Raw genomic sequence first — 26,521 nt, 5'->3', positions numbered from 1 at the left:
CCACGCTGGGAGCGGTTGCTCCGTCCTGCCCGCGCGGGCTCCAGGACGGCCCCCGTTGAGCATCCAGGTGTCGCCCGAGGTCAACGCGATGATCTTCATCCTCACCGGGGAGAGGCTCATGGACGCCGACGAGGACCTCGCGTTCGACAGCTGGCGGCCCTACTCCGGCCTGGGCCGCAAGCTGGAGAAGCTGTCCTCGCTGATCGACAAGTCGATCCACGACATCGGCGAGTCCATGCCGGACGACCTCGCCAAGTCATACGGCAAGGCGATGGGCATGCTCATCGACGACGGCGGCAAGAACTACCTGCGCGACTTCGCAGAGCAGCTCGACAAGATCGCCGAAGGCCGGCGCAAGACCTCCATGGACATCATGGAGTCCAAGTGGCAGGTCATCGCCGAGATCATCCGGCTGCTCATCGAGATCGCCATCTACCTGGCGTTGTCCTTCTTCACCGGAGGCGCCTCGGCCAGCCAGATCATGCTGGCCAAGATGCGCAGCCGGTTCTTCATCCTCACCACGCTCAGCCATCTGCTCCAGCGGCTGCACCTCGCGCCCTCGCTGACGGAGGCGTTCGCCGAGGCGTTCACGACCTTCGCGGTGCGGCTGGCGATGATGAACTTCGCCCCGGACGGCCGCCGCCCCGAGGGCATCGACTGGAACGACGTCCTCAAGTCCGCCGCGTTCGGCGCCGCGGCGGGCTTCCTCACCAGCGTCTTCGACGACGTCGCGAGGAGCATCGTCAGGAGCTACGACAACAACTTCCTCAAGAACGGCCCGGACCTCGACTTCAAGAACAACCCCAACCTGAAGAACAACCCGGACTTCGACCTCACGAACAACGGCCCGAACCCCTGGCCGAACCCCGGCCCCACCCCGAACCCCGACCGCGACAAACTCCTCAACGACCGCCCCGACCCCACCCCGTACGGGAACGGCCCCAATCCCTCGAACAACCTGCCGGTCACCTTCCGGAACAACCCGCTCTCCTTCCGGAACAACACCGAGCTGTGGCGGAACAACCAGCTCCTGCGCGACAACGCCGACCGGCCCGGTGCGCTGGCCGGGCACTACGGGATCAAGGGGACGGCCGACTTCCTCGCCGCCGGCTCCGGCGAGGCGCTCGCCGAGATCCTGATCAAGGGCGCCTTCGACGGCGACTGGTCCACCAGCTGGTCCACCTTCGTCGGCGCGGGCATCAGCAGCCAGGTCGAGGCCACGCTCAGTGACACCGCCGTGAACAGCGCCGCCGAACTGCGCCACGCCATCGACAAGCTGCGCCACCAGCCGCCCACGGTCTCCAGCGACGACAGCGACTCCGACGGTTCTTCGCGCTCCGGCGACGGCCCCGATCGCACTGACGGTCCCTCGCGCACGGACACCACGGGCGGCGGCGGCCCCGGCCTCACCTCGCCCCCGCCGGTCACCCCGCGGACCACCGGGCACGGAGACGTCACCGGCAGCCAGTCGGCCCCGCCCGCCTTCTCCGAGAACCCGCCGCCGTACACGACCCTGGACCCGCCGCCGTACACGACCCTGGACCCGCCGCCGTACTCCCCGGGCGTGCTGCCTGTGACCGCCGCGGAAAACGAGCTTTGGCAGCAGGTCCACCACGGTCCCGCCGAGGTCCGCGAGCAGGCGCTGCGGGACCTCGCCGCCGTGCGCGGCGCCCAGTCGCCCGGCGGCACCGAGATCGGTGTCCGCGACAGCCTGCACGGCACCTTGTCGCAGCTGCCCGAGGTCCGAGTGGTGCCCGCCGGCAGCAGCCCCGCCACCCAGGTCGACACGGACGAGGTCCGCCGCGCCCTCGGCGGCTTCGGTACGCAGGTCACCGTGGACACCCCCATCAGCTCGGCTCTGACTCCCCGGGAGGACAACGCCCAGGAGTCTTCGAAGAGCAACGTCCAGGGGCCGTCCGAGAGTGACGTCCAGCGCTCCTCGGCGGAGGCCGCCGGACAGAACGCCCCTGCGGCTACGGTGCCGGGCCAAGGGGACGGCGCTCCCAGCGCCGCCCCCGGCCCCGCCACCTCCGCCGCGGGGGCGGGCGCCGCAAAGACCGCCGGGGGGGCTGGGGGGGGGGGCGTGGGGGCGGGCGCCCCCCCCGCCGCCCGCGCCCCCGCCCCCCCCCCCGCCCCGGGCGGGGGGGGCGGCCGGCCGGGCGGCGTCCCCACCTCCGGAGGTGGCCCAGCTCCCTCCGCCACGTCGCCGCAGGGCGCCCGCACCCCCGAGGCCGCAGCCTCGGTGGACGGCTCGCCGACCGCAAGGGACGACTCCGCGCAAGCCCCCCTCTCCCCGGAATCGGGCGACCCGGCCAGGACCGACGTCACGTCCGAGGCCGGAGAGCGCGTCCCTGCTCCGGCCGTCGACACCACCGCTCCGGCCGTCGACCCCGCCACCGCGCCGACGAAGGTGAGCACCATCGGCTCGTTCGCCGACACCAGCGACGTACGTGAGGGCAGCGGCACAACCGAGGCGAAGTCCGCATCCACGCGCCCCGGGAACCCCGACTCCCTCCAGGCACCGCCGCTGACGATCGTGGTCTCGGCCGTGCCGCCGCCGGGGGAGGGGTCGCCGGAGGCGGCCGGACTGCTGGACGGGGCCGGGACCGACCGGGCCGTGGTGTTCGGGCCCGCAGTCGCGCCGGACGGGGCGGGGCGCACCGTCCGCGCTGCCGTCGAGCTCACCCGCGAGGGGCCGGGCGCCCCGGTCCGGGTCCGCCCGCTCTCCGGCCCGACGCCCGCCGGGGCGGCTGACGGCAGCACGGACACCACGTTCCCCGGCGCGGACGTGCTGCTGCCGCTCGCCGATGCCCTCGGCCCGACAGCCCGCCCCGCCACCCAGAGCACCGTGACGACGACCGACAGCGCCCCGGTCGTCACCTCCACGGCCGCACCCACCAAAGTGCCGCTCCCGGAGAAGGCGACTCACGTACACAGCAACGGAGCCGGCCTGGAATCCACTGACACCACCGCGCCCGCCCCGGACAAGCCCGCCACCCAATCGCGCCCCTGGACCGAGCCGGCCACCGAGCTGCACCTGGAGTCGGTCGAAGGCGACACCGGCAGCCACGGGACCGGGGGACAGGCCCCCGGCCTCGGTTCAGGACACGGCACACGGAACGGAGGCGCACCGCCCCCGCCCGCGTCGGCCACACCGGACACCGACCCTGCGACACCGCCCGTGGCACTTCCCCCGCCACCGGCCCGGATCGTCGTACGCCCCGCTGACAGCGGTGTCAGCGGCGGCAACGGAAACGGGTCCCGGCGGCCGACGAGCGAGCCGGCGGTCGTCACCCTCGACGGCCTCACGGTGCCCCTCAGCCAGGTGCGGCGCCTGGTGCCGGACACGGCGGTGCAGCCCCCACCGGGCCGTGCCGTCCGGACGCTGACCATCTCGCAGAGCCCGGCCGAGGACGGAACGGCACGCGACGCGGGGCGCAGGGCGCTGCTCGGCCAGGACATCTTCCGCGGCGTACGCACCGTCTCCACCCCCACCTCCCCCGCCTCCCCCTCCGTACCCCCGCGACCGCGGACGGACTCCGTCGCGGAGAACGAGCCGGCACAGCCCGCCCTCCGTACCGTGTTCACCGGTCCGCCGGCCCCGCTCCCCGGGGCGGGCACCGAACGGGGCGCCGACTACTTCGTCGGACACGGCACTCCCCGTACCGTCACGCTCGGCACCGACGACTCGGCGCGGCCCAGCGTGAAGGTCAGCGGTGTACAGCTGGGTGAGGTGCTCAAGTCCTGGGCGGTGGACGGCGATCAGGACCGGCCGCTCGTGCTCTTCTCCTGCGAGACCGGACGGCAGCCTGAGATCGCGGGCCTGCCGGTGGCTCAGCACGTGGCGAACCGGACAGGGCGGCCGGTGTACGCGCCGACCACCGAGGTGGGCACGGCCCGCGACGGGGACGGCGATGTGCGCGCGGTACTCGCCGAGGGCCCGGACGGGCCGGGTAGGTGGCGGCTGTTCACCCCGGAGCCCAGCGGCGGGGACCTGGACCGGTCGGCGCGTGATGCCGGTCTGCACGCGGGCCCCGGCCCCGCCGATGCGTTCGCCCGCGCCCGTACTCTCCAGCAGATCCGTACGTTGCGCGACGCTCTCGGCCCGGACGCCGAACAGCGACCGGAGAACCGGGAGTTGCTCGCCGGGCTCGCCTACGTGGACGGTCTGCGCTGGCTGGACGCGTCCAGCGCCGCCCGCTACGGCGACGGCCGCATGACCCCGGACCTGCTGCGCCGGATGGTCACCGACTGGCACACCACCACTGGCGCCACGACCGGCGCCACGACCGGCGGCCCGGCGGCCGGTGCCACCGCTGACCCGCCCGCCGACCCCACTCCCGAGCAGTACACCGCGTTCCTGCGCGCGGCGGCCGGGTTGCGGGCCGGTGCAGGGCCCGGCACCACGCTCGACGAGTTGCTGCCCCCACCGCCGCCCGAGCTGTCTCCGAGCACGCCGGTCACTCGGGAGGATGTGCGCGGACTCACCTACGCGCCGTCGGCGGAGGTCGTCTGGTCGCTGTCGGACGCACCGTTGCCCCTGTCCGAGCTGGCCCTCAGTCCCGAGGACACCGCCGAGTTGGCACGTCGCCTGCACGACCCGGCGTCCGTGCCGGGCCGCCCGGAGAGCCTCGCCGAGAGCCTGACCCTGTTCAGCAAGGGCACCGGGACGACGCCCGACCTGGTGGACCTCGTCCGGGCGGACGGTCGCGCCTTCCGCCGGGTGGCCGTCCGAGGCGACGGGAACTGCCTCTTCCGGGCGGTGCTCGACAGCGCGCGCGGCCGGGACGTGCCGCCCGCGTGGGCCGCGCGGAACATCGCCGGGCTGCGCCGTCTGGTGCGCGACCGCGTCACTGGTTCCGAGCTGGGTGCCGTCGCCGACATGGCCGTACCGGACCCGGTGTTCACCGTGGTGGACGACCTGCGGATACGCGCCCTGGCCGGCGTGGACGACGTGGAGGAGCAGCGCCGGACGACCGAGGAATGGAACCGCTTCGCGCAGGAGGTCGTCACCGACGGCGACCCCGGCCGGTGGCAGCGGATCCTCGCCGACAGCGGCTACCCGCAACTCGCCGAGGTGGCGCCCACCCCCGCCGACGCGCGGCGGCTCGGTGGGCGTGGCCTGCTCGCCGCCGCCGCGGAGCACCCCGGCCTGTGGTCGTCCCCCTTCGCCGACCTGCTCCCGGAAGTGCTGGCGCACACCCTCGACCTCGATCTGCGCCTCGTGCGGCCAGACCCGTCGGCGCCGGACATGCCCCTCGTCTCCGAACTGCACCCGGGGGGCACCGGCGGCACCCTGCATCTGGCGTACAACGGAACCGACCACTACGACGCCCTTGTGCCCACCCCGGAGCCGGCCCCGGTCACCCGCGTCGCGCCACTGGTCTCCCAGGAGCCGGACGGTTCCGACCCGTTCGGGGAGTGGCTGCGCGGCATGGCCGGGATCACCGGTCCCGACGGTGCCGAGACCCCCGACCGGGGCGACCCGGTGCCGCTGGAGACCCAGCTCGCACGGCATCGCCCGGTCCGTCTGCTCACCGGCGAGGACGCCCGCCCACCGGGGCCCGCGCCGCGCACGGTCACCTTCGAGGACGGAAGCAGGCTGCCCGCCGTCCTGATCAGGCCGGGAGCCGACCCGCGCGACACCGTCCAGGAAGGGGCGCCGCAGGGCTCGTCCACCGGGCTGCTCACCGGGCCCGGCGTGCTCACCCTGCGTTCGCCCGAGCTGGCGGCACGGGAGATCCTCGACAAGCTGCCCGCGACGGTGCGTGCGCGCTTCGACGAGGCGGAGCTGCTGCGACTGCTGTCCGACCAGCCCTCGGCGTTCACCGCCCCTCGCGGCGCCCGCATCGTCGGCCGGGAGAAGTCCGGGGTCGGCCTGGAGATGACGGTCGAAGCCATCCCGTACCACCGCTGGGAACGCTTCTCCGACGTGGGCGGCGCCACGGTCCGGCTGGACACGATGCGGCGCGGGCAGGCCGGTACGGGCGGCGGGCGCAGCGTGGGCTTCGGGCGCCGGATCGCTGCCGGTCTGGGCATGGGCCCGCCGCTCAACTGGCTGCTGAAGATCGGTGCTTCGCTGGGCTGGAGCCGCAGGACGGACTACTCCCAGGGCACCTCCGCGTACCACCAGGCCGAGCACCGCGCCCACGAGGGCTCTCACCTGCACCTGGACGACGTCCACTACCGGGTGCGGGTGGAAAGGGTCACCGAGGCGCCCGAGGCCGCCGGAACGGACAGCCGGACGACCGGTCCCACGGCCCCGTCCGTGCCGGGGCCGCGCTGGCGGCGCGCCCAGGTGCACAGCGCGGAGTTCGGCATGCGGGACGGGCTGAGCTGGCGGTTGCCGGACGATCTCACGGTGCCGTTCACGGGGCCCCGCCGGGCGCCGGAGACACTGACCTTCCCGGACGGGGTCGAGCCGCGGCTGACCGACTCCACCGGCCTGTACCTGACGGCCCCGCCGGAGGACATCGCGCTCGCCATCTCCGGCGCGCGACCGGGTAGTTCGGCGCACCGCACACTGGTCTCGTACGTCCGCCCGGGGAGGCTGCTCGGGCTGTTCGGGCGGCTCACCGGGCCGGTCAGCGGGCCCGAGCTGACCCAGGGCAGCGGTCAGCGCCCGCTGGGTCATCTGGTCGTGGAGCGTTCGGTGCCGCACCGCGCCGTGCTGGTCACCGAGTCGGTCAAGGCGGAGGTGCGCGACCTCACCCAGACCACGTACCAGAACCAGCGCGGTCACGTGCGTGAGACCCGGTTCGGGTTGCAGATCACCGCCGGGCCGAACTACACCCTTGCCGGGCCGGAGACCGACGTGCGTCTCCAGGGCGGTCCGCTGGTCCGCACGGACCTCGCCGCCGGGCGGGGCCACTACCTGGGCACCGACGCGGCCCGCAAGGTCACCGGCCGGGTCCGCAACCATCCGACGGCGCTCTACCAGGTGGAGCGCACCCTGATGGTCCGCAAGGCCGGTGAACCGTCGTCCGCGGCCCGGCCGGTGCGGGTGGTCAGCCTGGACTGGATCTCCACCCAGGACGCCCGCCGGCTCGCGGGCTGGGACAGCCGTACGCCCGGCCGGACGGGACCGAACCCGGATGCCGAGCCGCCGGTGCCGTGGTATCTCACCCGCGAGGACCCGGTGCACCTGGGCGGCCAGGTCCGCGCGGAGGGCTTCCGCCCGCAGGCACGCGCCCAGGCGCAGCCGCCGGTGACTCAGCAGCCACCGCCGCCCGCCGCCGAACAGCAAGGACCGCCGGCCACCGGGCAGCAGACGCCGCCCGCCGCCCGACAGCAGACGCCCCCCACTACTCAGCAGCAGACTCTTCCGGCGACCGAGCAGCAGACACCGCCCGCGACCCAGCAGCCGCCCGCCCCGCAGGACGGCACCGATCCCCAGGACCCCATTCGGGTCTTCACGGACGCCGTCCTGGACACCCTGCACCGCTCGTACCCGTCGATGTTCGTGCCGCCGCTGATGCTGCGGCATCCCCGGCTGGCCCGGTTCTGGTACGGCGACGGGCGGTTGCGGACCGCGCTGCACAACGACCGGCAGGTGCGCGAGGCGCTGAACCGTCCCACCCTGACCCAGAGTCTGGACGAGCTGACCACCACCGGAGTCCCGGTCACGCTCACCGAGGACGGCAAGGTGCGCCGCGGCCACCACACGCTGATCCTGCGGGCCCGGCTGACCGACCGCCGGTTCGAGACCACCATGAGCGAGCGGTCACTGCGCAACGCGGTGATCGGCAACGAGGTGTCCGGGCAGGGGCAGCAGGAGTCCAGCACCTACTCCGCCGGTGGCGAGGTGGGCATCTCGCCGCGCGACCACGACAAGGTGACCGGCCCCAACCTGCCGCGCCGGGCCGGCAACGTCTCCGTCGGCGCCCGCTACGCCCGCACCTACCAGAAGGCCACCCGGAACACGGTCACGGTCGCCCACGACCACCTGACGTTCCAGAGCGGCGCCGACCTCTACAGCTACCAGGTGCAACTCGGCGCCTCCTTCGAGGGCCATCGCCGCCCGCGCGGCTGGGCCCGGCTGCTGTCGGTCGGTCTGCTCGGTACGGGCGTCTTCGTCAGCAAGGTCGAGGACCGTCCGCTGTTCAGCCGGGGGACAGAGACCGTGGGGCGGGTCGAGCTCGCCGTGCCATCGGCGCACGGTTCGGACCGTCACGCCCCCACCGACCAGCCCGCCGACGGCACGGCACCCGCTCCCGCGCCCGTGCCGCAGCGTCTTTCCGCCGCCGAGGCGGACCAGCTTCTCGACGGCGCCCTCCCGCCGCCCGGGGCGGACTCGGACGACCGGCGGCTCGTGCGGCGGCTGCTGAGTGCCCCGCACGTGGTGCTCAGCGCCGAGGGCGGTCCGCAGCGCCAGCAGCTGATGCAGGACACCGCCGACCGCGCCTCGGGCACGTCCTGGCATGTCAGCGCGCCCGGCGCACCGGTGCGCACCGCGCTGCGCCGGGCGATGGCCAACCTCGGTGTGGCCGGTCAACTCGGCCAGTACCTCGGCCCGTTCGGCTCCCGGATCACGGGGCTCAACGGCGCCGGTCCCTTCCGGACGCACTACCTGAAGGCCGCGATCCGCGGTGAGCTGGACAACGTACGGGTCAAGAGCGATCCGAAGCCGGCCAGCCTGGAAAGCACCATCGGCAACGAGCACCGGGTCGCCGGCAGCGCGAGCACCGTCTCGCGCACCACACTCGGCGTCCAGGGCGCCTACATGCCGTTGCAGCAGGTCCACGGCGAACAGGCGGTGGTCGGCTCGTACTCGACCGCGCTCCAGTACGCCTGGGGCAAGGGCCGCGGCGCCTCGCGCGCCCTCACCCGAGGACGCAACACCACCCTGACCTTCGCCGGGCGGATGTACCTGGTGGTCGCCGACGCCACCGAGACCGTGGCGGTGCGTGACCGCTGGACGGCCGCGATGGGTACGGTCGGCACCCGTGCCGGGGCACGCGTCAGCTCCGCCGCCGGGCGGCTGTCCGCGCGCCTCGGACGCGGTCTGTCCCCGCGCCGGGCCGCCGCCGCGCTCCAACGGATCCGTGACGCGGTGATGTTCCACCTGCCGATGCAGGACGCCATCGATGCCGGGCTCGCCCCGGACGGCCTGGGCGCCACCACCCCGCGCAACCTCGGCGGCGGCTACCGGGTGCCGGGCTTCCTGCGCGGCAGGCGCTTCCCGACCCACCCCAGCGGTCAGCTCGACGCGAGCCGGGCGGCAGAGCAGTTGCTGCCGCGCCTGGAGAGGACCGGCGTACCCTCGCACGACCGGGAGCAGGTCCTGCAGCGGCTCTCGCCGGACTTCCTGCGCGCCCATCTGCACGAGCTGACCACCGACGGGATGAGCCTGCCGGTCCGCTACCGTGCCTGGTCCAGCCCACACCACCTACCGGTCGGGGGCAGTCCCGGGCAGGTCCGGTTCAAGCTGACGCCGGTCACCACGACCGTGCAGCGGCTGCGTACCGGATACGAGCTGGAGGACTACCGGACCATCGCCCGCGACGAGGCCGGCAGCGCTGCCCAGGACCGCGGCGCCGACCTCACCCTGAGCGCCGGTGAGCGCGCGGCGGGCGACGGTGTCCTGGTCGCCAGCCCCTCGCTCCAGGGCACGGCGGCCAAGCAGCGGGCGAGCAACCGGACCGAGACCGACGGCAGCACGGCGATGCCGAACATCGCCACCACGCAGGCGCACGCGGAGATCGTCACCGGTTACATCCTGACCGTCACCATGACTGACGTGGCCGGTGAGGCGCTTCCGCCGCGTGCCGTCGCACAGGTCGGCACCCTCAACGAGATCCTTCCGGCGGGGCTGCTCACCCCGGTGGGCGACGGCGACGACGGCGCGCTCACCGAGCAGGACGTTCCCGAACCGGAGCGCGCGGTACGCATGCTGACGGCCAACCAGGCCCGGCCGGAGGGTATCGCCGCCTGGCGCACCTCCGGTGACGGCACGACCGGAGACGGCTCCGACGTCCTGCCCTTCGACGACCGGATCGGCTCCGGCATCCTCGCCGTGGACATCCGCGGCGCGGCCGGTGTGCACGACGCGCTGACCCTCGTCACCGCCCGCGCCGACGGCCTCGGCGACAGCGACCTCGGTAAGCGGCACACCGGCACGGTCCTCGCCGCACACGTGCGCACGGCTCACTTCACTCCGCTCACCGGCCTGGGCACGGCTCCCGGGCAGGCGCTTCAGGAGGCCGCCTCGCAGGGTGGTCTGACCGCCGGATTCCGCGAGGCGCTCGGTGCGGACGGCTCCCGGCTGCCCGCACAGTCCTCCGCGCGCCTGTTCGGCCAGTCCCACACCGCCGGCTCCCGCCTGTACGCGAGGATGCACCGCCGCGGCGCGCGGCTGCTCGCGGTGGAGAGCAAGCCCCGCATGGAGGCCATGCAGCGGCACAAGACCTCCGACGCGCTGGAGGCCGGAATCACGGACAACGTCGAGGGCGCGGTGGGTAGCGCGCCGCTGGCCGGCAACAGCAACGCGGGTGTGACCAACCCCGGAGCCACGGTCCCGATCGGCGGTGCGAACGACAGCACCGCGCTCAAGGGCGCCGCGGACACCACGCTCGGCACCCATCTCAAGGTCGTCACCGACCGCAGCATGCTGTTCGCGCTGCCGGTGAGCTGGCTGGCGGTGGCAGAGGTGGACCACCGGATCACCCACAGCCGCCCGCTGCGCGCGCTCGGCACGGCCAGGCGCGGACCGCGCGCGGCCGAGGCCGAGACCACCGCGCTGGTCTGGCTCCGTGAGGACATCGCCCGCGACTACGGCCTCCTGGACGACAGCACGTTCCCCGACGAGGTCGGCACGGCCTGGGCGGACATGGCCAAGGCCGCCGCCGATCTCGCCTCGGCCGAGAAGGAGTACTACGACGCCCGCGCGCGGGCCCGTGAGGCATGGCTCTCCCTGAGCCCGGGGGAGCGGACCGCGCTCGGCGACGACGACCCCGCTACGGCGACCGTACTGCCGCGGGACGTCGCCCAGTCCGCGGCGGTCGTCGCCTGGCAGGCAGCCCGCGACGAGGCACGGCTGTGGGGAGGGCGGACGGATACCGCCGCCGCGGACCACCACCGGCTGCACCTCGCCGCGTCCCGCCTCACCGCCCATCACCAGGGTTCGGCCTCGGTCCCGGTGCGTGACCTGTCGCAGGAGTACGCCGAACCGGGATGGCGCTCCGAGGCGCCGGAGCCGTACGCGATCACCGAAGGCACCGGCTCCGCCCCGCGCACCCTCACCTCGCCGGACGGCGCCACGGTGCGCGAGGTGCACGACATGCCGCACGACGGCGCCTCGTTCTTCCACGCCCTGCTCGCCGCCGCCCAGGTCCGGGGCCGGTTGTCCCACCTGCTGGGCAGCGACCTCGCCGGCCGGTTCGCGGGCGCCCCCGACGACCCGGCGGTCACCGCCGATGCCATCGGCGCCGCCCGCGACCGCCTCGCCTGGGCGTTGGGCGAGGACGGCAACGAGGATCTGCTCGACGCCCTCGCCCTGGACGTCGCCGACACCTTCACACAGGACGAACTGGACGCCGCGGGCGTGGTGCTGACCCCGGCCCAGCAAGCCGAGTTCGACGCCTTCGGCCGTCTTCCGGTGACGCTCTGGCCGACGCCGGACCAGCGGGTGGCGCTGGCGACCGCCGCCCTGTCCCGCCCGTTCGCGAGCGAGCCGAGCCCGCCCGCCGCCGGACAGCCCGGCGGCGTCCCGGCCCCGCCCGAGCGCCGCGCCGGCGACAACGGCGGCGCCGACCTGCTGCCCGCCCTCGCCGCGCGGGTCCTCGGCACCCCGCTGACCGTGGTGACCGGTGAGGGCCGCGATCAGCTGTTCCTTCCGCACGGCGTCGACCCGGCCGCCACCGATCCGGCCGTCGACCCGGTGCTGTTCTCCGCCGACGGCTTCTTCCACGCCGCCCTCCCGCCGGGCACCCCGGCACCGGTCACCACCGCGCTGCCGGCCCCGACGACCGCCGGGACCTCCGGCGCGGACACCGAGCACACCACGACCGGGCAGCCGGCGAAGCCACCCGTCCACCGCAGTCACACCACCCCACCCTGGCTGCCGCCCGCCGACAGCAGTCACCCGCGCTACCGCCTGGCCCGCGACGGCATCCTCACCGCGCCCGACGGCGCCACCTACACCCAGGGCACGCCCGCCGGACGCGGCAACGGCTTCTTCGGAGCGCTCTCCAAGGCACTGCGTCAGGCCGCCGGCCAGCTCGGCGTGGACCGCCAGGAAGCCGCCAGGCTGCGGCTGCGCGCCGAGTCGTCGCCCACCCGGCTGATGCGACTCAACGGCCTCCCGGGCGCGCCGGCCGAACGGAACCCGCTGTTCGCGCCCACGCCCCTCGTACCGCCCAGCGGGGCTCCCACGCCGAGCACGGACGCCCTGGAAGGCCACCTGCGCCGTCACCTCGCCGAGGCCCCCTGGGGCCGCGGGGCCGACCGGGCGGTCGCCGAGTGGGCCGCCGCCGCGACCGGCACCACCGTCACCCTGATCGAGGAGAACGGCACCGCGCACACCTACCCCGGCCCCGCCGGCGAGAGCGGCCCGCACGTCCGGCTGCGCCGCCGCGGCGGCGACTTCGTCCCGCTGGTCCCGCGCACTCCGGCACCCGGTCCGGGAACGCCGGTTACGGAGGCCGTGCCGAAGAAGGGGTCGCAGGACGACAGCACCGGGCAGGACATCCCGGCGACGCGGGTCACGTCCCCGACGGGCGCCGACACCGTCCCGCCGGTCCCGGAGCCCGCGCCGCCGACCCCGGCCCCGACCCTGCCGGGACAGGACCCGGCCTCCGTCCCGCTGCCCCCGTCCCCGACCGCCGACGACCTGCCGGGCCTACCGGGCCTCCCGGGCGAGGAGGAGGCGTACGAGCTGAGCACGCTGTCCGGCCGACCGGGCGCCCCGCAGTCCGAGGCCGAGGCGCTGGCGCAGTTCCGGTTCACCGACGACACCAGCGACTCCGACGACACCAGCGACTCCGACAGCGACAACGACTTCGAATCCGACGACGAGGAAGCCGCCCACGACTCCACGCACGAGGCATGGCTCGACCTCCTCTTCGGACCTGCGGTCCGGTACGACTACTCGCCGGAGATGCTCGTCGGCACGGCGGCGTCGGTGCGGGAACTCGCCCAGCGGGGCCGGGAGCCGTCGTCCCTGGCCACCGGCGCCCTCGACGCCCTCCACAACCTGACCAGGCGGGTGCTGGACTTCGGCCCCGACGCCGCGGTGAGTGAGCAGCACCTCCTGCTCATCGGGTCGCTGGCCCTCAGCGCCTCCCCGGCCGAACTGGCCGACGAGGACGCCCTCGCCTCGTACCTGAGGCGGCACGACGCCGCCCTGGGCCGGGGGACCCGACTGGTGTCGGAGGACGGCACCGTACGGAACTGGACCGGCACCGGCGACCAGGTGCCACCCCTGGACGCGTACGCGGTGGAGGGCGAAAACGGCCGGGTGAGCACGTGGCGCGCACCGTGGTCGGACCCGTACGTGGTCCTTGCCCAGGAGAGGGGGGACTCGGTCCTGCTGAACACGCCCCGCGGCACGTTGACGCTGGACGACCTCGGGGAGTTCGCCCGGCTCGTCGCGCGGGACCCGGCGCGGCCCGCGGACGCCGACGTCGTCCTGGCCTTCCCGCACCAGGACGTCGCGTCTCTGGCGCGGCACGTCGCCGACCTGACCGGGGCCAGGGTCTGGTACTCGGAGCACGCCCCCCGTCCGTCCACGGACTGGCGGACCGGCACCGACCGCATCACGCTGGGCCCCGTCGGGGACGGCGTCGGCAGGGTGTGGAACTCCGTCCGGCCGGGCCAGGACGCCGACGGCGAAGGCGACTTCGACGACCTCCTCGGCCTGTACGAGCGCGACTCCGACCCCAGCGGCGGGATCGGGGCACGTCGGGCCGTCCCACTGACCACGACGGACTACGGCGTCGTGGACGACAGCGGCGAAGGCGTGCTGTTCCGCAGGCCCGGGGGGATCCGGGGCGCCTGGCAGACGCCGCGGGCGCTGAGGGACACGGAGAGCGCGCCCGAACTCGCCATGTCCGTGCAGGAGTACAGCAAGACGCTCGTCACCGACCGGCCCGCCCTGCGGATCTCCCCGGACCGCACGCTCGCGGTCGAGAACGGGGCATACGGGCAGCAGGTCTTCGCCACACCGGAGGCCGTCGCGACCGCCTCCGTCAAGCTGGCGCGGGCGGGCCTCGCGGTGCGGCTGCGGGCCGACGAGGACCTGAGCATCATCCTGCCCACCCCCGACGGGAGCAGCAGGAAGCTGTTCCGCGTCACACCCGTCTTCCTGACCCGCTCCGGCCGGTCCACGGAGGAGATCTGCCGGGACTTCGCCGACATGCTGGCCGACAGCTCCCGCACGTCGCACCTGGTCTTCCGCACCCCGGGGAGCGGCCCGGCGGTCACGGCACCGGTCAACGCGTCCGACGGGGCCGAGGTCACCGGCACCCACCACCTCGCCGACACCCTGAGCCGTGTAGCGGACGGCGACGTACGGCCCGAATCGGCGGATCCGGCATGGGCGGCCTCCCTCGTCCGCCAGGACGACCGGCCCGCCGGCGGCGACGGCGGTCCGCTGCCCGGCCGCGCGTACGGCAGCGCGCTGAGCCTCCACCAGCCGGACGACCCCCGCCGCGACGCCCTGTCCGACGCCGCACGCCGGATCGGGGTCAACGAGCACGCGTGGGCCGACATCGGCGAGGGCTACGTCGTCCAGTCCGTCGCGGCAGCCGGTGCCCAGGGCCGGCCGAGCCTCGAGCAGAACTACGCAAAGCCGCAGAATGCCGCCGGCGGCTCGCACTTCGGCTACCACTTCGTCACCGTGGTCCTAGCCAGCGAGGACGGCAGTCACCAGATCTCCCTGGAGAACCACGCGCGGGCCTCGGTGCGCGACCACCGGCACCGCAGAACGGTCCAGGCGAACCTGGACACCCTCCACCTGGACGAGCTGCGGGAGAACGCGTCGCGACTGCGCCAGGAGATCGAGCGACAGCAGGAAGCGGGTGTCGACGAACACCTCGCGGAGCTGCGCGGACACCTCGACCTCAACCTCGCCCTGGCCAGGGCGAAGCAGGCCCGGACGGACGCGCAGGCGGCGCCCGCGGGCTCACCGGAACGCGCCGCGGCCGAGCGGACGCTGGAAGGCGCCACCCGCGCCGCCGCGCTCCGCATCGGACAGCTCGAAGCGGTCATTCCGGGCAAGCACCAGTGGTACATGCGGATGTACGCGCAGCGTCCGGGCGAGTCGGCCCACGACACCAACGCGGAACTGCTGGGCGACGGGCCCTCCGCCGAGGCCAACCCGCTCACCGCTGTGGTGCTCCGCGGCCAGCAGGCACTGCCGGTGTCCGTCTCCTTCGCCAAGGACGCCCAGCACACGCCCGAGGGCGCGAAGTACCCCGTCCGGCATCTGGCCAAGGTGGTGGCCAGGGCAGGGCTGTGGAACGCCGCGAACGGGCTGCCACTGCCGGACGTCAGGATCAGCGGGCTGCGCAGCGCCCGCCTGATCGGCCGCGACCTCACCAAGGCGCGTACCGGGGCGGTCGCGGCCTCGTTCCGGCAGGAGCTGGCCGAGGCCCTCGCGGGGTATCAGGAGGGCACCCCGCAGCCGCACCTCACCGCCGACAGCTTCACCGTGGAACCGGTCGCGGTGCGCGGCCGCATGCCCTCCACAGGTGACGCGGGCACCGCGACCGTGAACATCACGGTCGACGATCACCGAGGCGGACCGCGGCAGGTCGCCACCCGCGGTCCGGGCGGCGCTTCTCTGTCGGGAGGTCTGCCGGGCGGCTCGCGCGACGACGGTCTCGACCCGGTGGCGGAGCAGTGGCCTATCGGCCGCCCGGTCACCGTCATGCGGCCCCGCTACGGCGGCGTCGACCCGGGCTTCATCGTGTCCGCCGCCGACGTGCCCGCGACCGACGTACCCGAGGACCCCGAGGGCGTGACCGACGCACCGGACACCGTGACCGGGAAGGGGAAGGCCGCAGCCGTCGAGACCACGGTCGACGCACCGGCCACCGCGGGCCCGCGGCCGAACCAGTGGTTCACGTACACGCGTACCGCCGAGTCCCGCCCGGAACCTTTCCGTTACGAGGTCGCAGACACCGGACACATCAGGCTCCCCGGAGGGGACGAGATACCGCCGGGCGGGTGGACGCGGTTCGGCCACGACTTCGTCCACGGGGCGACGGGCGCGATCCTGCGGGGCGACAGCGGCTGGATCGGCCGCGTGGCCAACATGGACACCCTCTCGGTCGTGATGGCGGACCTGGACCAGGAGTCCGCGCCCCACCGGGTCGTGGCGGACTCCGCGGCCCTGTATCTGGTGCCGGAAGGAGACGACGCCGACACGGCCCTGCGCATACCGCTCCAGGAGACCGCCGGCTCCACCCGCACGTCCACGGCAACGTCCGGCGAGGCCGCGACGCCACCCCGCGCCCGTCTCGACGACCGGCCGCGCATCGTCGTGCGATCGGCCTTCGACGTACGGCGCCTCACCCACGGCGGCGAGACCGTCACCGACCTGACCGTGCGGCTCGCCCTCCGCCCGGGGGACGGGCAGGCCGGCACCGACGCCGTCATGGCGCGGGTGCGCCAGGGCGTGGAGGAGTTCTACAACGGGCCGGGGCACACACTGCCCAACGGCGACCGGTTGCACGTCACTGTCGAGCCGGTCGGGCCGGACCAGGACCCCCACCTGACGGTCGACCTCGTCGGCCGGGACCGGCGGATGAACCAGCGGGCGTGGTGGGCCGACGCCGACCCCGTGGACTTCGCCCACGAGTTGGCGCATCAGCTGTTCCTGCGCGACGAGGCGCGCGACGCGAGCAACCCCGACCGGCTCCACGCGGCGGGGAGCCTGCTCGGCCCGTTCCGCGAGCAGGCCCCCGAGGGCCTCGCGCAGAGCGGTCTGCGCCCGCGCCACCTCCAGTTGTGGGCGGCGGTGGCCGGGGACATCGCGCCGTACACCGCGCCCGACGGAACGAGTTGGGCCGACGCGCGGACGAATGCGTCGGCGGAGCGCCGGGAGCCGGTGTGGGTCGACCCGGTGTCGCTCCCCGCGGCCTCGCCGGAGAGCGGTCCGGACGGAGCGGTGCCGCCCCCGCTGCCGCCCGGACGCGCGCTGCCCACGCTGGCGGAGGACACCGACGAGTCGGAGTCCGACTCGGACTCCGACGATGGGGCCGAGCGCCGCTGGGCCGAACCGGGCTGGCTGGACACGCTGTTCGGTCCTCAGCGCGGCACCATTCCGCGCGCACGGCTCCGGGAGACCTCCGAGGCGCTGTACGACCTGGTCCGGGCGGAGGCGGACGCGCACCCGGCGTCGCGGACGCTGCGCGACGGCCTGAACCGCGTCACCCGGCAGGTCCTGCACATGGGGAGCGGGGCACGGCCGGACGCCGCGGACTTCCTGCTGCTCGGTTCACTGGCGCTCGACGCGTCCTCGGACGATCTGGCGAGCGCCGACGACCTCACCGTGTACTTCGTCGAGCGGCAGATCGAGACCGGGCGCGGTGCCCTGGACGAGGGCACGCTGCTGCGTGACGACGACGGCAACGCCGTCGGGCGCGACTTCACCGGAGCGGGGCGGCCGGCCCCCGAGCCGGCGTCCTACGCCGTGCGTGGCCGGGGCCGGGTCATCCCACGGCCCGCTCCATGGCAGAACCCGTACCTGGTCGTGGCCAGGGCGACCGGCCGCGCCGTCGAGATCACCATGCCGGGGCGGACCTTCCGGGTCGACAGCCCCGACGAGCTGGCGATGCTCATCTCGTACGACCCCCGGCGGCCCCGGGGCGCCGACATCGTCCTGGCATTGCCGCCGGAGTACGCCGCGACTCTCGCGCCCCTCGTCGCCGGCACGACGGGCCGCCGCGTCTGGTATCCCGAGGCGCCGGTCGACGTGGCCACGCACCCGACGGCCGGGACCCGCCACCTCATGCTGGACCTGGACGGCGGCAACACCGGAGCGGGATGGGCCTCGACGGCCCCGCCAGAGGAAGGCGGCCTGCCCGGAGCCCGCGACGTCAGCAGCGGGAGCGACACGGACAGCGTGTCCGGCCAGGACAGCGACGACGACCGGTCCAGCAGCGACGGGGACGCGGAGTTCGACCGCCTGGTCGACCAGGCCGTCCTCGAACGGCAGATCGAGGGGCGCCGCCCCCGGCCGCTGACGACGCGGGACTACGGCGTCATCGACAAGCGCGGCACCGGCGCCCTGTTCACCCAGCCGCTCCCGCGTTCCGTCGGGGAGGTCCGGGCCGGCACCGGCCCCGACGCGCTGGTCCTGCCGATCCAGGACCAGGCGGACATCCGCATGGCCGACCGGCCGCCGCTGCACGTCTCCGAGGACCGGACGCTGGCGATGCTCGCGGCCGACGACGGCACGACCGGCCGCAGCCGGCAGGTGTACGCCACCCGCGCGGCGATCGAGCGCTCGTCGACGCGGCTGACCGCTGCCGGGGCAGGGGTCCGGCTGAAGCTCGACGAGTCGACCGGCGTGCTGCTGCCGAAGGAGGACGGTTCGTACGGCGAGCCGCTGTTCCGGGTGGAGCCGGAGTTCCTGACGGCCTCGGGTGGTTCCGAGCACGCGTTCACGCGGGACTTCGCCCAGATGGTGGCCGGCGCGGCGAGCGCGCCGCTGTCCCACATCGCCTTCCGGGGCCCCGATGGAGATGTCCTCTCGACCGCCCCGGTGAACGGCTTGCACGGCCGGGAGGTCACCGGAACCCACCACCTGGCCCAGGCACTGACGGAGGTCGCCGAGGGCACGCGCTCCGCCACCGACGTCACCCCGCGCTGGGCCGCCCGTCAGACGGCCCGGGACAACCGCTTCACCGGCGGTGTGGTGGGCGCCCCCACACCGGGCGAGCGCTACGGCCGCGCCCTGAGCTACACCCCGCAGGACAACCCGCTGCGCACCCCGCTGGCCTCGGCCGCGCGGCGTATCGGCGTCAACGAGTACGCCTGGGCGGGGGTCGGCGAGGGCTACCTGATCCAGTCGGTCAGCACCACGAACGACAGCGGCGCACAGCTGTTCACGCACAACCACGCCAAGCCCGGCGACCGGGTGGGCCCGCACGCTCCGTATCACTTCGCGCAGGTGGTGCTGGCCAGCGAGGACGGCACCCACCAGATCACGCTGGAGAACGAGACCCACTCGCGGAGCGATATTCCGGACGGGCTCCTCGACGAGGTCATCGATGAGAACCTCGACCGCTACGGCGAGGACGAACTCACCCGGCTGGCCGGCGGAGCCGAGCAGCGCCTCGCCGAGGCGCGGCGACGCGGTGCGGACCAGACGGGGACCGACCGCCTGGAGGGCTTCGCGCGGGTGGCCAGGGCCCTGGCCGACGTGCATCAGGCGGAGCAACTGCCCTGGTACTTCGACGAGAACCGGCCCGAGCACGCGCTGGCGGTGCGTGAGGCGGCCCGGGCGCGCTCCCGCGCGAAGGATCTGATCCGGGCCGCCGCGCCGGTGATGGACAGCAAGGACCTGTGGTCCTTCCGGGCGTACAGCAGGCGGCCGGGTGAGTCGGCGCACGAGATCAACGCGGCGCTGCTGTCCGACTCCTCGCCCGCGGTGGCCAACCCGCTCACGACGGTGGTGCTGCACGGCCACGCGCCGCGCCGGCACCAGCAGACCATCCGCTTCGAGGAGGGGGAGCGCGCCACCCCCGCAGGCGCGGAGGGCACGATCGACGGCCTGGCCCTGTCGCTGGCACGCGCGGGGCTGTGGAACCGGGCCCACGGCCTGCCGATGCCGAGGGTCACCCTCACCGGGCACGGCAACCGCTCGCAGGCCAGCGGCCAGGAGCGGGCGGACGCCGTCGCCAAGGCGCTCGCGGCCAGGCTGGCCCAGGTTCTGGACACCTTCCAGACCGGTCTGAGCGGGCCGCGCGTCGGGGTATGGGACTTCGGTCTCACCAAGGCCGCCAAGCGGGTGCGCAGCGCCACCGACCCGGCCGGGGGGCGCGTGGTGACGATCGAGATCGACGATCACCGCCTCGTCCCGCCGGGGCCGTCGGGGCGCACCACGCCCGTCGAGGAAGCGGCCCGGTCCGAGGAGTCCGCGCCCGCGCGGCCGACGACCGCCGGGCCCGCGACGACCACCGAGCCGACGGTCGGGCGGCCCGCGACCGCCGAGTCCACCACGACGCGGCCCCCGGCCGCCGAGCCCGTACCCACCCCCGAGCGCGCCAGGTCCCGGCCGCCGGGCCGTTCCGCGCAGGCGAGCCCGGAGCGCAGGAACGACGAGGCGCCCCCGTGGGTCCTGGCGCGTATCCGCTACGCCGAGGAGTCCCTCGCCTTCGACAAGCGGCTGGGCGAGTACCTGGCCGAGCACCCGGCAGTGACCGCCGAGTTCCGGAAGATGGCGAGTGCCGCGTGGGCGGCGGCGCGCCAGCGGTATCCGCGCGCGCTGGCCACGTTCGGCGACACCAGCAAGTTCAAGGCCGGTGTCGTCGGTACGTCCCGCGAGGCACTCCAGCGGGTGGTGAGGAGCGGGAACCTGCGGGAGCTCGTGGCGCTCCTGTACGAGGGGATCTCCAGCGATCTCGTGCCGGAGATGCTCGGCGGCGCCGAGGAGCAGCATCCGGAGATCGCCGAGGAGCGGCCGAGCCGGCGGCAGCGGGAGACCTACGCCGAGTACATGCGGCGCGCCACGGAGATCCAGGCGTCGGACATGACCCTCGCGGAGAAGCAGGCCGCGCTCAAGGAGCTGCCGCAGCCCGTGGCGAGCCCGGCGCGTCCGGATGACGCGCGTCCGCCGTTGAGCGAGGCGGAGCGCCGGTTCGCGGTCGACGAGGCCGGACTGACCTGGATGCCCGCGACGTCGGTGTACGACCTCGCGATGAGCGCCGGCTTCCAAGGGCTTTCCGAGGACTCCGGCGGTCTGGTGGCGACCGGCACCGCCGGGTCCACGTACCGCTTCGTGCTGCACGCCGCCCGCATGCGGGACCAGTGGGGCCTCGACCTGGACCTCGGTCTGATCCGGGCTGGGATGATGGCCATCTCGCTGACGGTGGGTCACCACACCGTCCACGAGGTGATGCGCGGCGCCCAGCTGGCGCTGAACGACATACCCGGCCACGACCCGGCACTGGACTACACGGACAACTGGGGCCGGTACTGGAACATCTATCCACTCGACGAGCGGGAGCTGCGGGAGAACGTCGCGCGGGACGGGCTGTTCCCCGACGAACACGCCCAGGCACTCCTGGACGAGCTGGAGCCGAAGTCCGCCACGGGCACCGGCACGGGTGAGACCGGCACCGGCACCCGTGCCACGCTTGCGCACCGTTCGGTCCACACCCGGCCCGTCGCCGCCGAGCCGAACCACCCGGTTCCCCAGATGCCGAACCCACCCGCCGCGCAGCGGGGCACCGCCGCCACGCCCCAGGAGGTATCGCCCCATGAGGCGGAGGTCCACCGCACGGCGGTCCTCGACGCGCTGTACGGCCTGGGCGCCCTGAACGGCGTGGACCGGGAGCGGGCCGCCGAGGCGCTGGAGCGCCTGGACCGGCTGCGGGCGGCCGACCCGGAGCTGCACAGTGGCTTCCTTGACCTGGACGCGCTGGTCCGCCGGGTGCTGCTGTTCGACCCCTCCGACACAGTGAACGCAGCCGCGCGTGGCGCCCTGGTACGGCTGGTGACGGCCCCGTTCACCGCCGGTGCCGCTACTCTGACCGCGCTGTCCGCCTCCTACCTGGTCCAACGCGGGGCGTTCCACCCGGACTTCCGCCTCACCGACGCCCAGGGCCGGCCGCGCGGCTGGAACTGGCTCGGCCGGCCCCTGCCGGCGGACTTCGATCCGGGCAGCACCGGCCGGATCTCGCGCAAGCCCGACGGCGCGACCGGCCACAGCGGGCCCGAACCCGCGCCGTGGCTTCCCACGCCCGGCCACCCCGACCCGTACCTCGTGCTGCTCGGCGGCCGGCCCGACGCGGTCGTGGTGCGTGGGCTCGGAGGGTTCGCGCGTCCCGTACCGCCCGGGGTCTTCCACGAGCTGATGGCCCTCGACCGGAACCTGGCGGGCCGGCCGGGGCCGCTGCTGCTCCACGTCGCCCGGTCCACCGCCGCGTCCCTGGACCTGCCGCGCGGCCTTTCCGACCGGCTCGGCCGAGAGGTGTGGGCCACCACCGGCCGGTCGGCGATCGGGCGTCTCCCGGACGTCCCGGACCGCTCGGTGGTCCTGCTGCTGGACGAGGAGCAGCGGGCGCCCCGGGGCCAGTGGTTCGCCAACACGCCCGCCACGGCGCCCACCACGCCCGCCGACGCGGTGGAGGACCAGGTCAGCGCTCTCTCCATCGCCCACCACGGCCACCGGTCCACGGGCTACATCTCGATGGACCTCGCCGGTTCGGACGACGGTGGCTGGTCGCGGACGCTGACGCACAGCCGGCTGGGGACGGTCACGTCCTACACGCTCCAGCGCACCGCCTACGACGCCGGGGGCGCCACCTCCCCCGTCCCCTGGGCCGAACTCAACCTGCCGGCACCGTACTTCCCCAACAACCACGGCCTGCCGGGCTCCGTCACGTGGCACACCCCGGAGGGGGAGCGGAACGACGACGGGCCGCAGTTCGCCCGCAGGCTCGCACGCCGCCGCAGCCTGGCCTCGCTCGCCCCCGACCACCCCGTGGTGCTGCTCATCTGCTACGCGGCGGCGGCCCCCGGCATCGGTGAGATGCACGGGCTGCACATCGACGGTCCGCTGCCGTTCGTGCCCGACCCGCTCGCGGCCGTCGCGGTCGGCCAGCACACGGCCACCGAGACGGGCCGCACGGTCTTCGCGACCACCCTGATGAACGCCGCCGTTCCGCCACGGCACGGCGACCAGGAGGCGTACCTCAGCCTCCAGACCGACGCGCGGGGCCGCGCCTACCCGTGGGTGATGTTCCGGCCGGAGCCGGCCGGGGACGCGCTGGACCGGCGGGCCCGTGGCGCCGGGCTGCATGACGGCGCAGGACCCGCCCCCGACGCGGTGCGGGAGCGGACCCTGCGGCTGGTCCGGGCGCTGCGCCAGATCTTCGGCTCCAAGGTCGACGAGACCCCGGAGTATCCGGAGCTGCTGCGCGGTATCGGCGCGCTCGACCTGATGCGCGAGGCCGATCCGCACCTGAGCCGCGACGGCGCGCGCGCGTTCACCCTGGACCTGTACGAGCAGCTCCTGACCCGGTACCACGGGGGCGGGCTCCCGCCCGGGCAGGCCCCGCAGTTCACGCCGGACGGCCACCGGAGCCTGCTGACGGAGGCGGCCCGCCGCTGGGACACGGGGCTGCGCGGCCCCCTGACCGACTGGATCGCGCTGCCGCACCTGGTCCACATGCTGGCGGACCTCGCCGCCACGCCCCACCGCGAGAACGTCGCCCGGCACGTCCTCGGGCTCGACGTCTCCGCGCCGGTGGGCGAGGCCGAGTGGTCGCGTCTGCTGTGGGCGTCGTTCAAGGTCGCCCTGATGACCGGCCATGTGGATCCGGGGGCGTTCGCCGCCGCGGTGCTGCACCTGCCCGCCCCCGACCCGGCGCGGTTCGGCGAAGCGGTCCTCGTGGCACGGCAGGCGGCGGCCGTCGGCCGCGACCCGTGGCAGCTGAGCGAGGTGGCCGCACACCACCTCGAGCAGCAGGGCGCGCTGGACTCCGCCCGGCTCCTGACGGACGACGACGGCACGGCCTGGGGCCGGGCGCTTGACGGCACATCCCGGCCGCAGGGCACGTTCGACCCCGGTGTCGTGACACTGCTCGGGTACGCGCCCGACGGCACGCTCGTACCCGTAGGCACCGAGCCCGCGCCCTGGACAGCGGACCCGCACCGTCCGAGGCCCTTCGTGTACGTCGCCGACGGTGACGCCGGCGGGCTGCGGATGCAGGGACCGGTGCCGCCCCGCGAGTTCGGTGAACTGGTCTTCCGCGACCCGGAGTTGCTCGCCGAGGACGGGTACGCAGAGGTCATCGCGGTGGTGCCGCACGGCAGGCCGTCCGGCGCCCGGCCGGCGGAGGGCAGTGTCCCGGGTGAGGGCGCCCGGAACTCGGCCCGGAACTGGTGGGCCACCCACAGCGCCACCACGCTCCATCACGACCCGACGACCGGGACGTACACCGTCGCGATGCTGCCGGGCCCGGACGGGCAGCCGGCCACGGCGGGCAGCTGGGGGCGGATCACGCGCTCCGAGGGCGACAGCTCCGGCACCACGGGCACTGCGGCGGCGACCAATGCGCAGTCGCCCCGTACGGCCGTGGCGGCCGACACTCCCACGGACCTCGACGCCGCCTGGGACGCGCACGCAGGGGCGCTGACCGCGCTCGGCGGGGCCGCCGCCGAAGCCGCGACGACGGAGCGGGTCAGCGGTGACGAGACGGTGGTGGCGGACGCCTGGGCCGGGGTCGACGAGGCGCGCCGCCGACTGGAGGACGCGGAGGCGCGGCTGTGGGCCCTGGGTGTCGCTCCGGACGCGCTGGGCGCGGCGCGGGAGGGCGGCCGGGGCGACGGCTCCGATGCCGGTGACGCGGCCCCGGTCGTCCCCCGGGACGTCGGCGAACGCCGCTGGATCGCGGACCAGTTGACCGATGACGACCTGCCGCCCGCCACGCCGCGGCCCGCCGGGGAAGAGACCCTCGGCCCACAGGAACTCGAGGCCGCGGGCATCACGCTCTCCGCCGGCCAGCGGACCGAGATGGCGCTGCGCGGCGACGACCGGTTGCCCGCGGGCGCGCTGTCGCCGCTGGACCTGGTCCGGGTACGGATGGTGGAGCACGGCGCCTGGTCCGACACGATGGACGCGGTGGCCGCGCACGCGTCGCGGCGGCTGTGGGCGCGCGCGTACGCCGACTTCGCGGGCACGGCACCCGACGGCACGGCCGCGACCGACACCACCCGCGCCTGGGACGCGGCCGTCTTCCTGGTGCTGCCGACGGAGCCGCACGCGGCCACCACCGACTCCCGGTACGCCGGTGACGGGTTCCGCGACGCGGTGCGCCGGGTCGCCGGCCACCTGCTGGGCGCGGGGACCGGCACCGGGGCCGCACCGGCGTCCGCCACGGAGCTGGCCGACACGCTCCGCTCCGGCCTGGGCCTGCGGCAGCGCTGGACCGCGCCCGCCACGGACCCCACCCCAGTCGCCGAGGCCGATACGGAACCGGTGCCGGTGGCGCAGTCGGGGACCGACGCCGACATGCCCGACTCCGACATGTCGCTCCTGGACGTCCTCGACCCGGACAGCAGCGTCTTCGGCGACATGTCGGCCCGGGACGGCATCGACGTCAGCGGCTTCGACTTCGAGCTGCCCGGGACGGGCCTCGCCGACCTGTACCCGACTGATCCGGCCATGACCGAGCTGGCCATGACCGACCTGGAGGGTACCCCGGTGCCCAGCCTCGTCGACTCGCTGGTCACCATGACCAGCCCGACGGCCGCCGACCCATCGGAGCCGGAGCCGGAGCCGGAGCTGGAGCCGGAGGAACTCGCCGCGCCTGACTGGGTTCTGGCACGCGTCCGCTACGCGCAGGAGGCCCAGTACTTCGAGCAGCGGCTGGCCGCGCACCTGGGCGCGCACGAGCAGATCAACGCGGAGTTCGGCAAGGTCGTGCGGTCACTCTGGCTGATCGCTCTGCACAACCGCATGGACTACCGGCTGTTCGGCAGCGACAGCGGGGAGGACGGCGGTGCGGTCGGGACCTCGTACGAGAACCTCGCGCGGGTGGTGGAGTCCGGCAACCTGCGCGAGCGAGTGACGTTCCTGTTCAACGGCGTGGCCAGGCAACTCGTCCCCTACCTCCTGGGAGGCGTCGAGTCCCCGCACCCGGTGATCGCGCTGGAGCGCCGTGACCGGCACACGAGCGAGCAGCTCAAGCGGTACGAGCAGGAGCGTGCCGAACTCCTCGCGGCGGAGCTGGACCCCGAGGACGAGGCGCAGGAGATGGAGGGGCTGGAGGAGTTGTTGCGGACGCCGCTGCGGCCCCACGAGGTCCGGCCAGCACTGAGCCCGGCTGAGCGGCTCCTCGCGGTCAGGGAGGGGACCCTGCTCTGGTCACCCGCCGGCCTGCTGCACACGCTGCCGATGTCCGCCGACTTCCAGGCGCGTTCCGAGGACTCCGCCGGTCTCGTGCTGACCGGCACCTCCGGCAGCGCCTACCGGATCCTCACGCACGTGGCCAGGCTCCCACGGCTCGCGGGTGTGACCGTGGACCTCGGCCTGATCAGGGCCGGACTGCTGAGCGTGCTGGTCGGCGTGGGCCACCACAGCTTCCACGAGGTGATGACCGGTGCCCAGCACGCCCTGGACGAGATCGACCCCACGGCGGCCTCGGTCTACGTGAACAACTGGGGCAGGTACTGGGACGTCTACCCGCTGACCGAGGAGGAGCTGCGTGCCCTGGTAGCCCGCGACGGACTGTTCCCGGACGAGCACGCCCGGGCGCTGCTGGCCGAGTTGGAGGCAGAGAAGGCCGAAGGGGCTGGGAAGGCCGCCGGAACGAGGTCGGGGAACGACGAAGGAGTACACGGGTGA

At 74.4% G+C, this 26,521-nt stretch carries 1 protein-coding gene; it reads left to right on the top strand.

Annotated features, from left to right (window positions below; genetic code table 11):
* Window positions 1–55 precede the first annotated feature (55 nt).
* Window positions 56–26,521, top strand: coding sequence for a lonely Cys domain-containing protein (locus tag ACFWSK_RS14410; RefSeq protein ID WP_383784851.1), 26,466 nt, complete (start codon window positions 56–58; stop codon window positions 26,519–26,521).

Origin of the sequence: Streptomyces sp. NPDC058620 (genome assembly GCF_042717135.1) — a bacterium.
Classification (GTDB): Bacteria; Actinomycetota; Actinomycetes; order Streptomycetales; family Streptomycetaceae; genus Streptomyces.
This window is presented reverse-complemented; position numbering and strand designations above follow the sequence as displayed.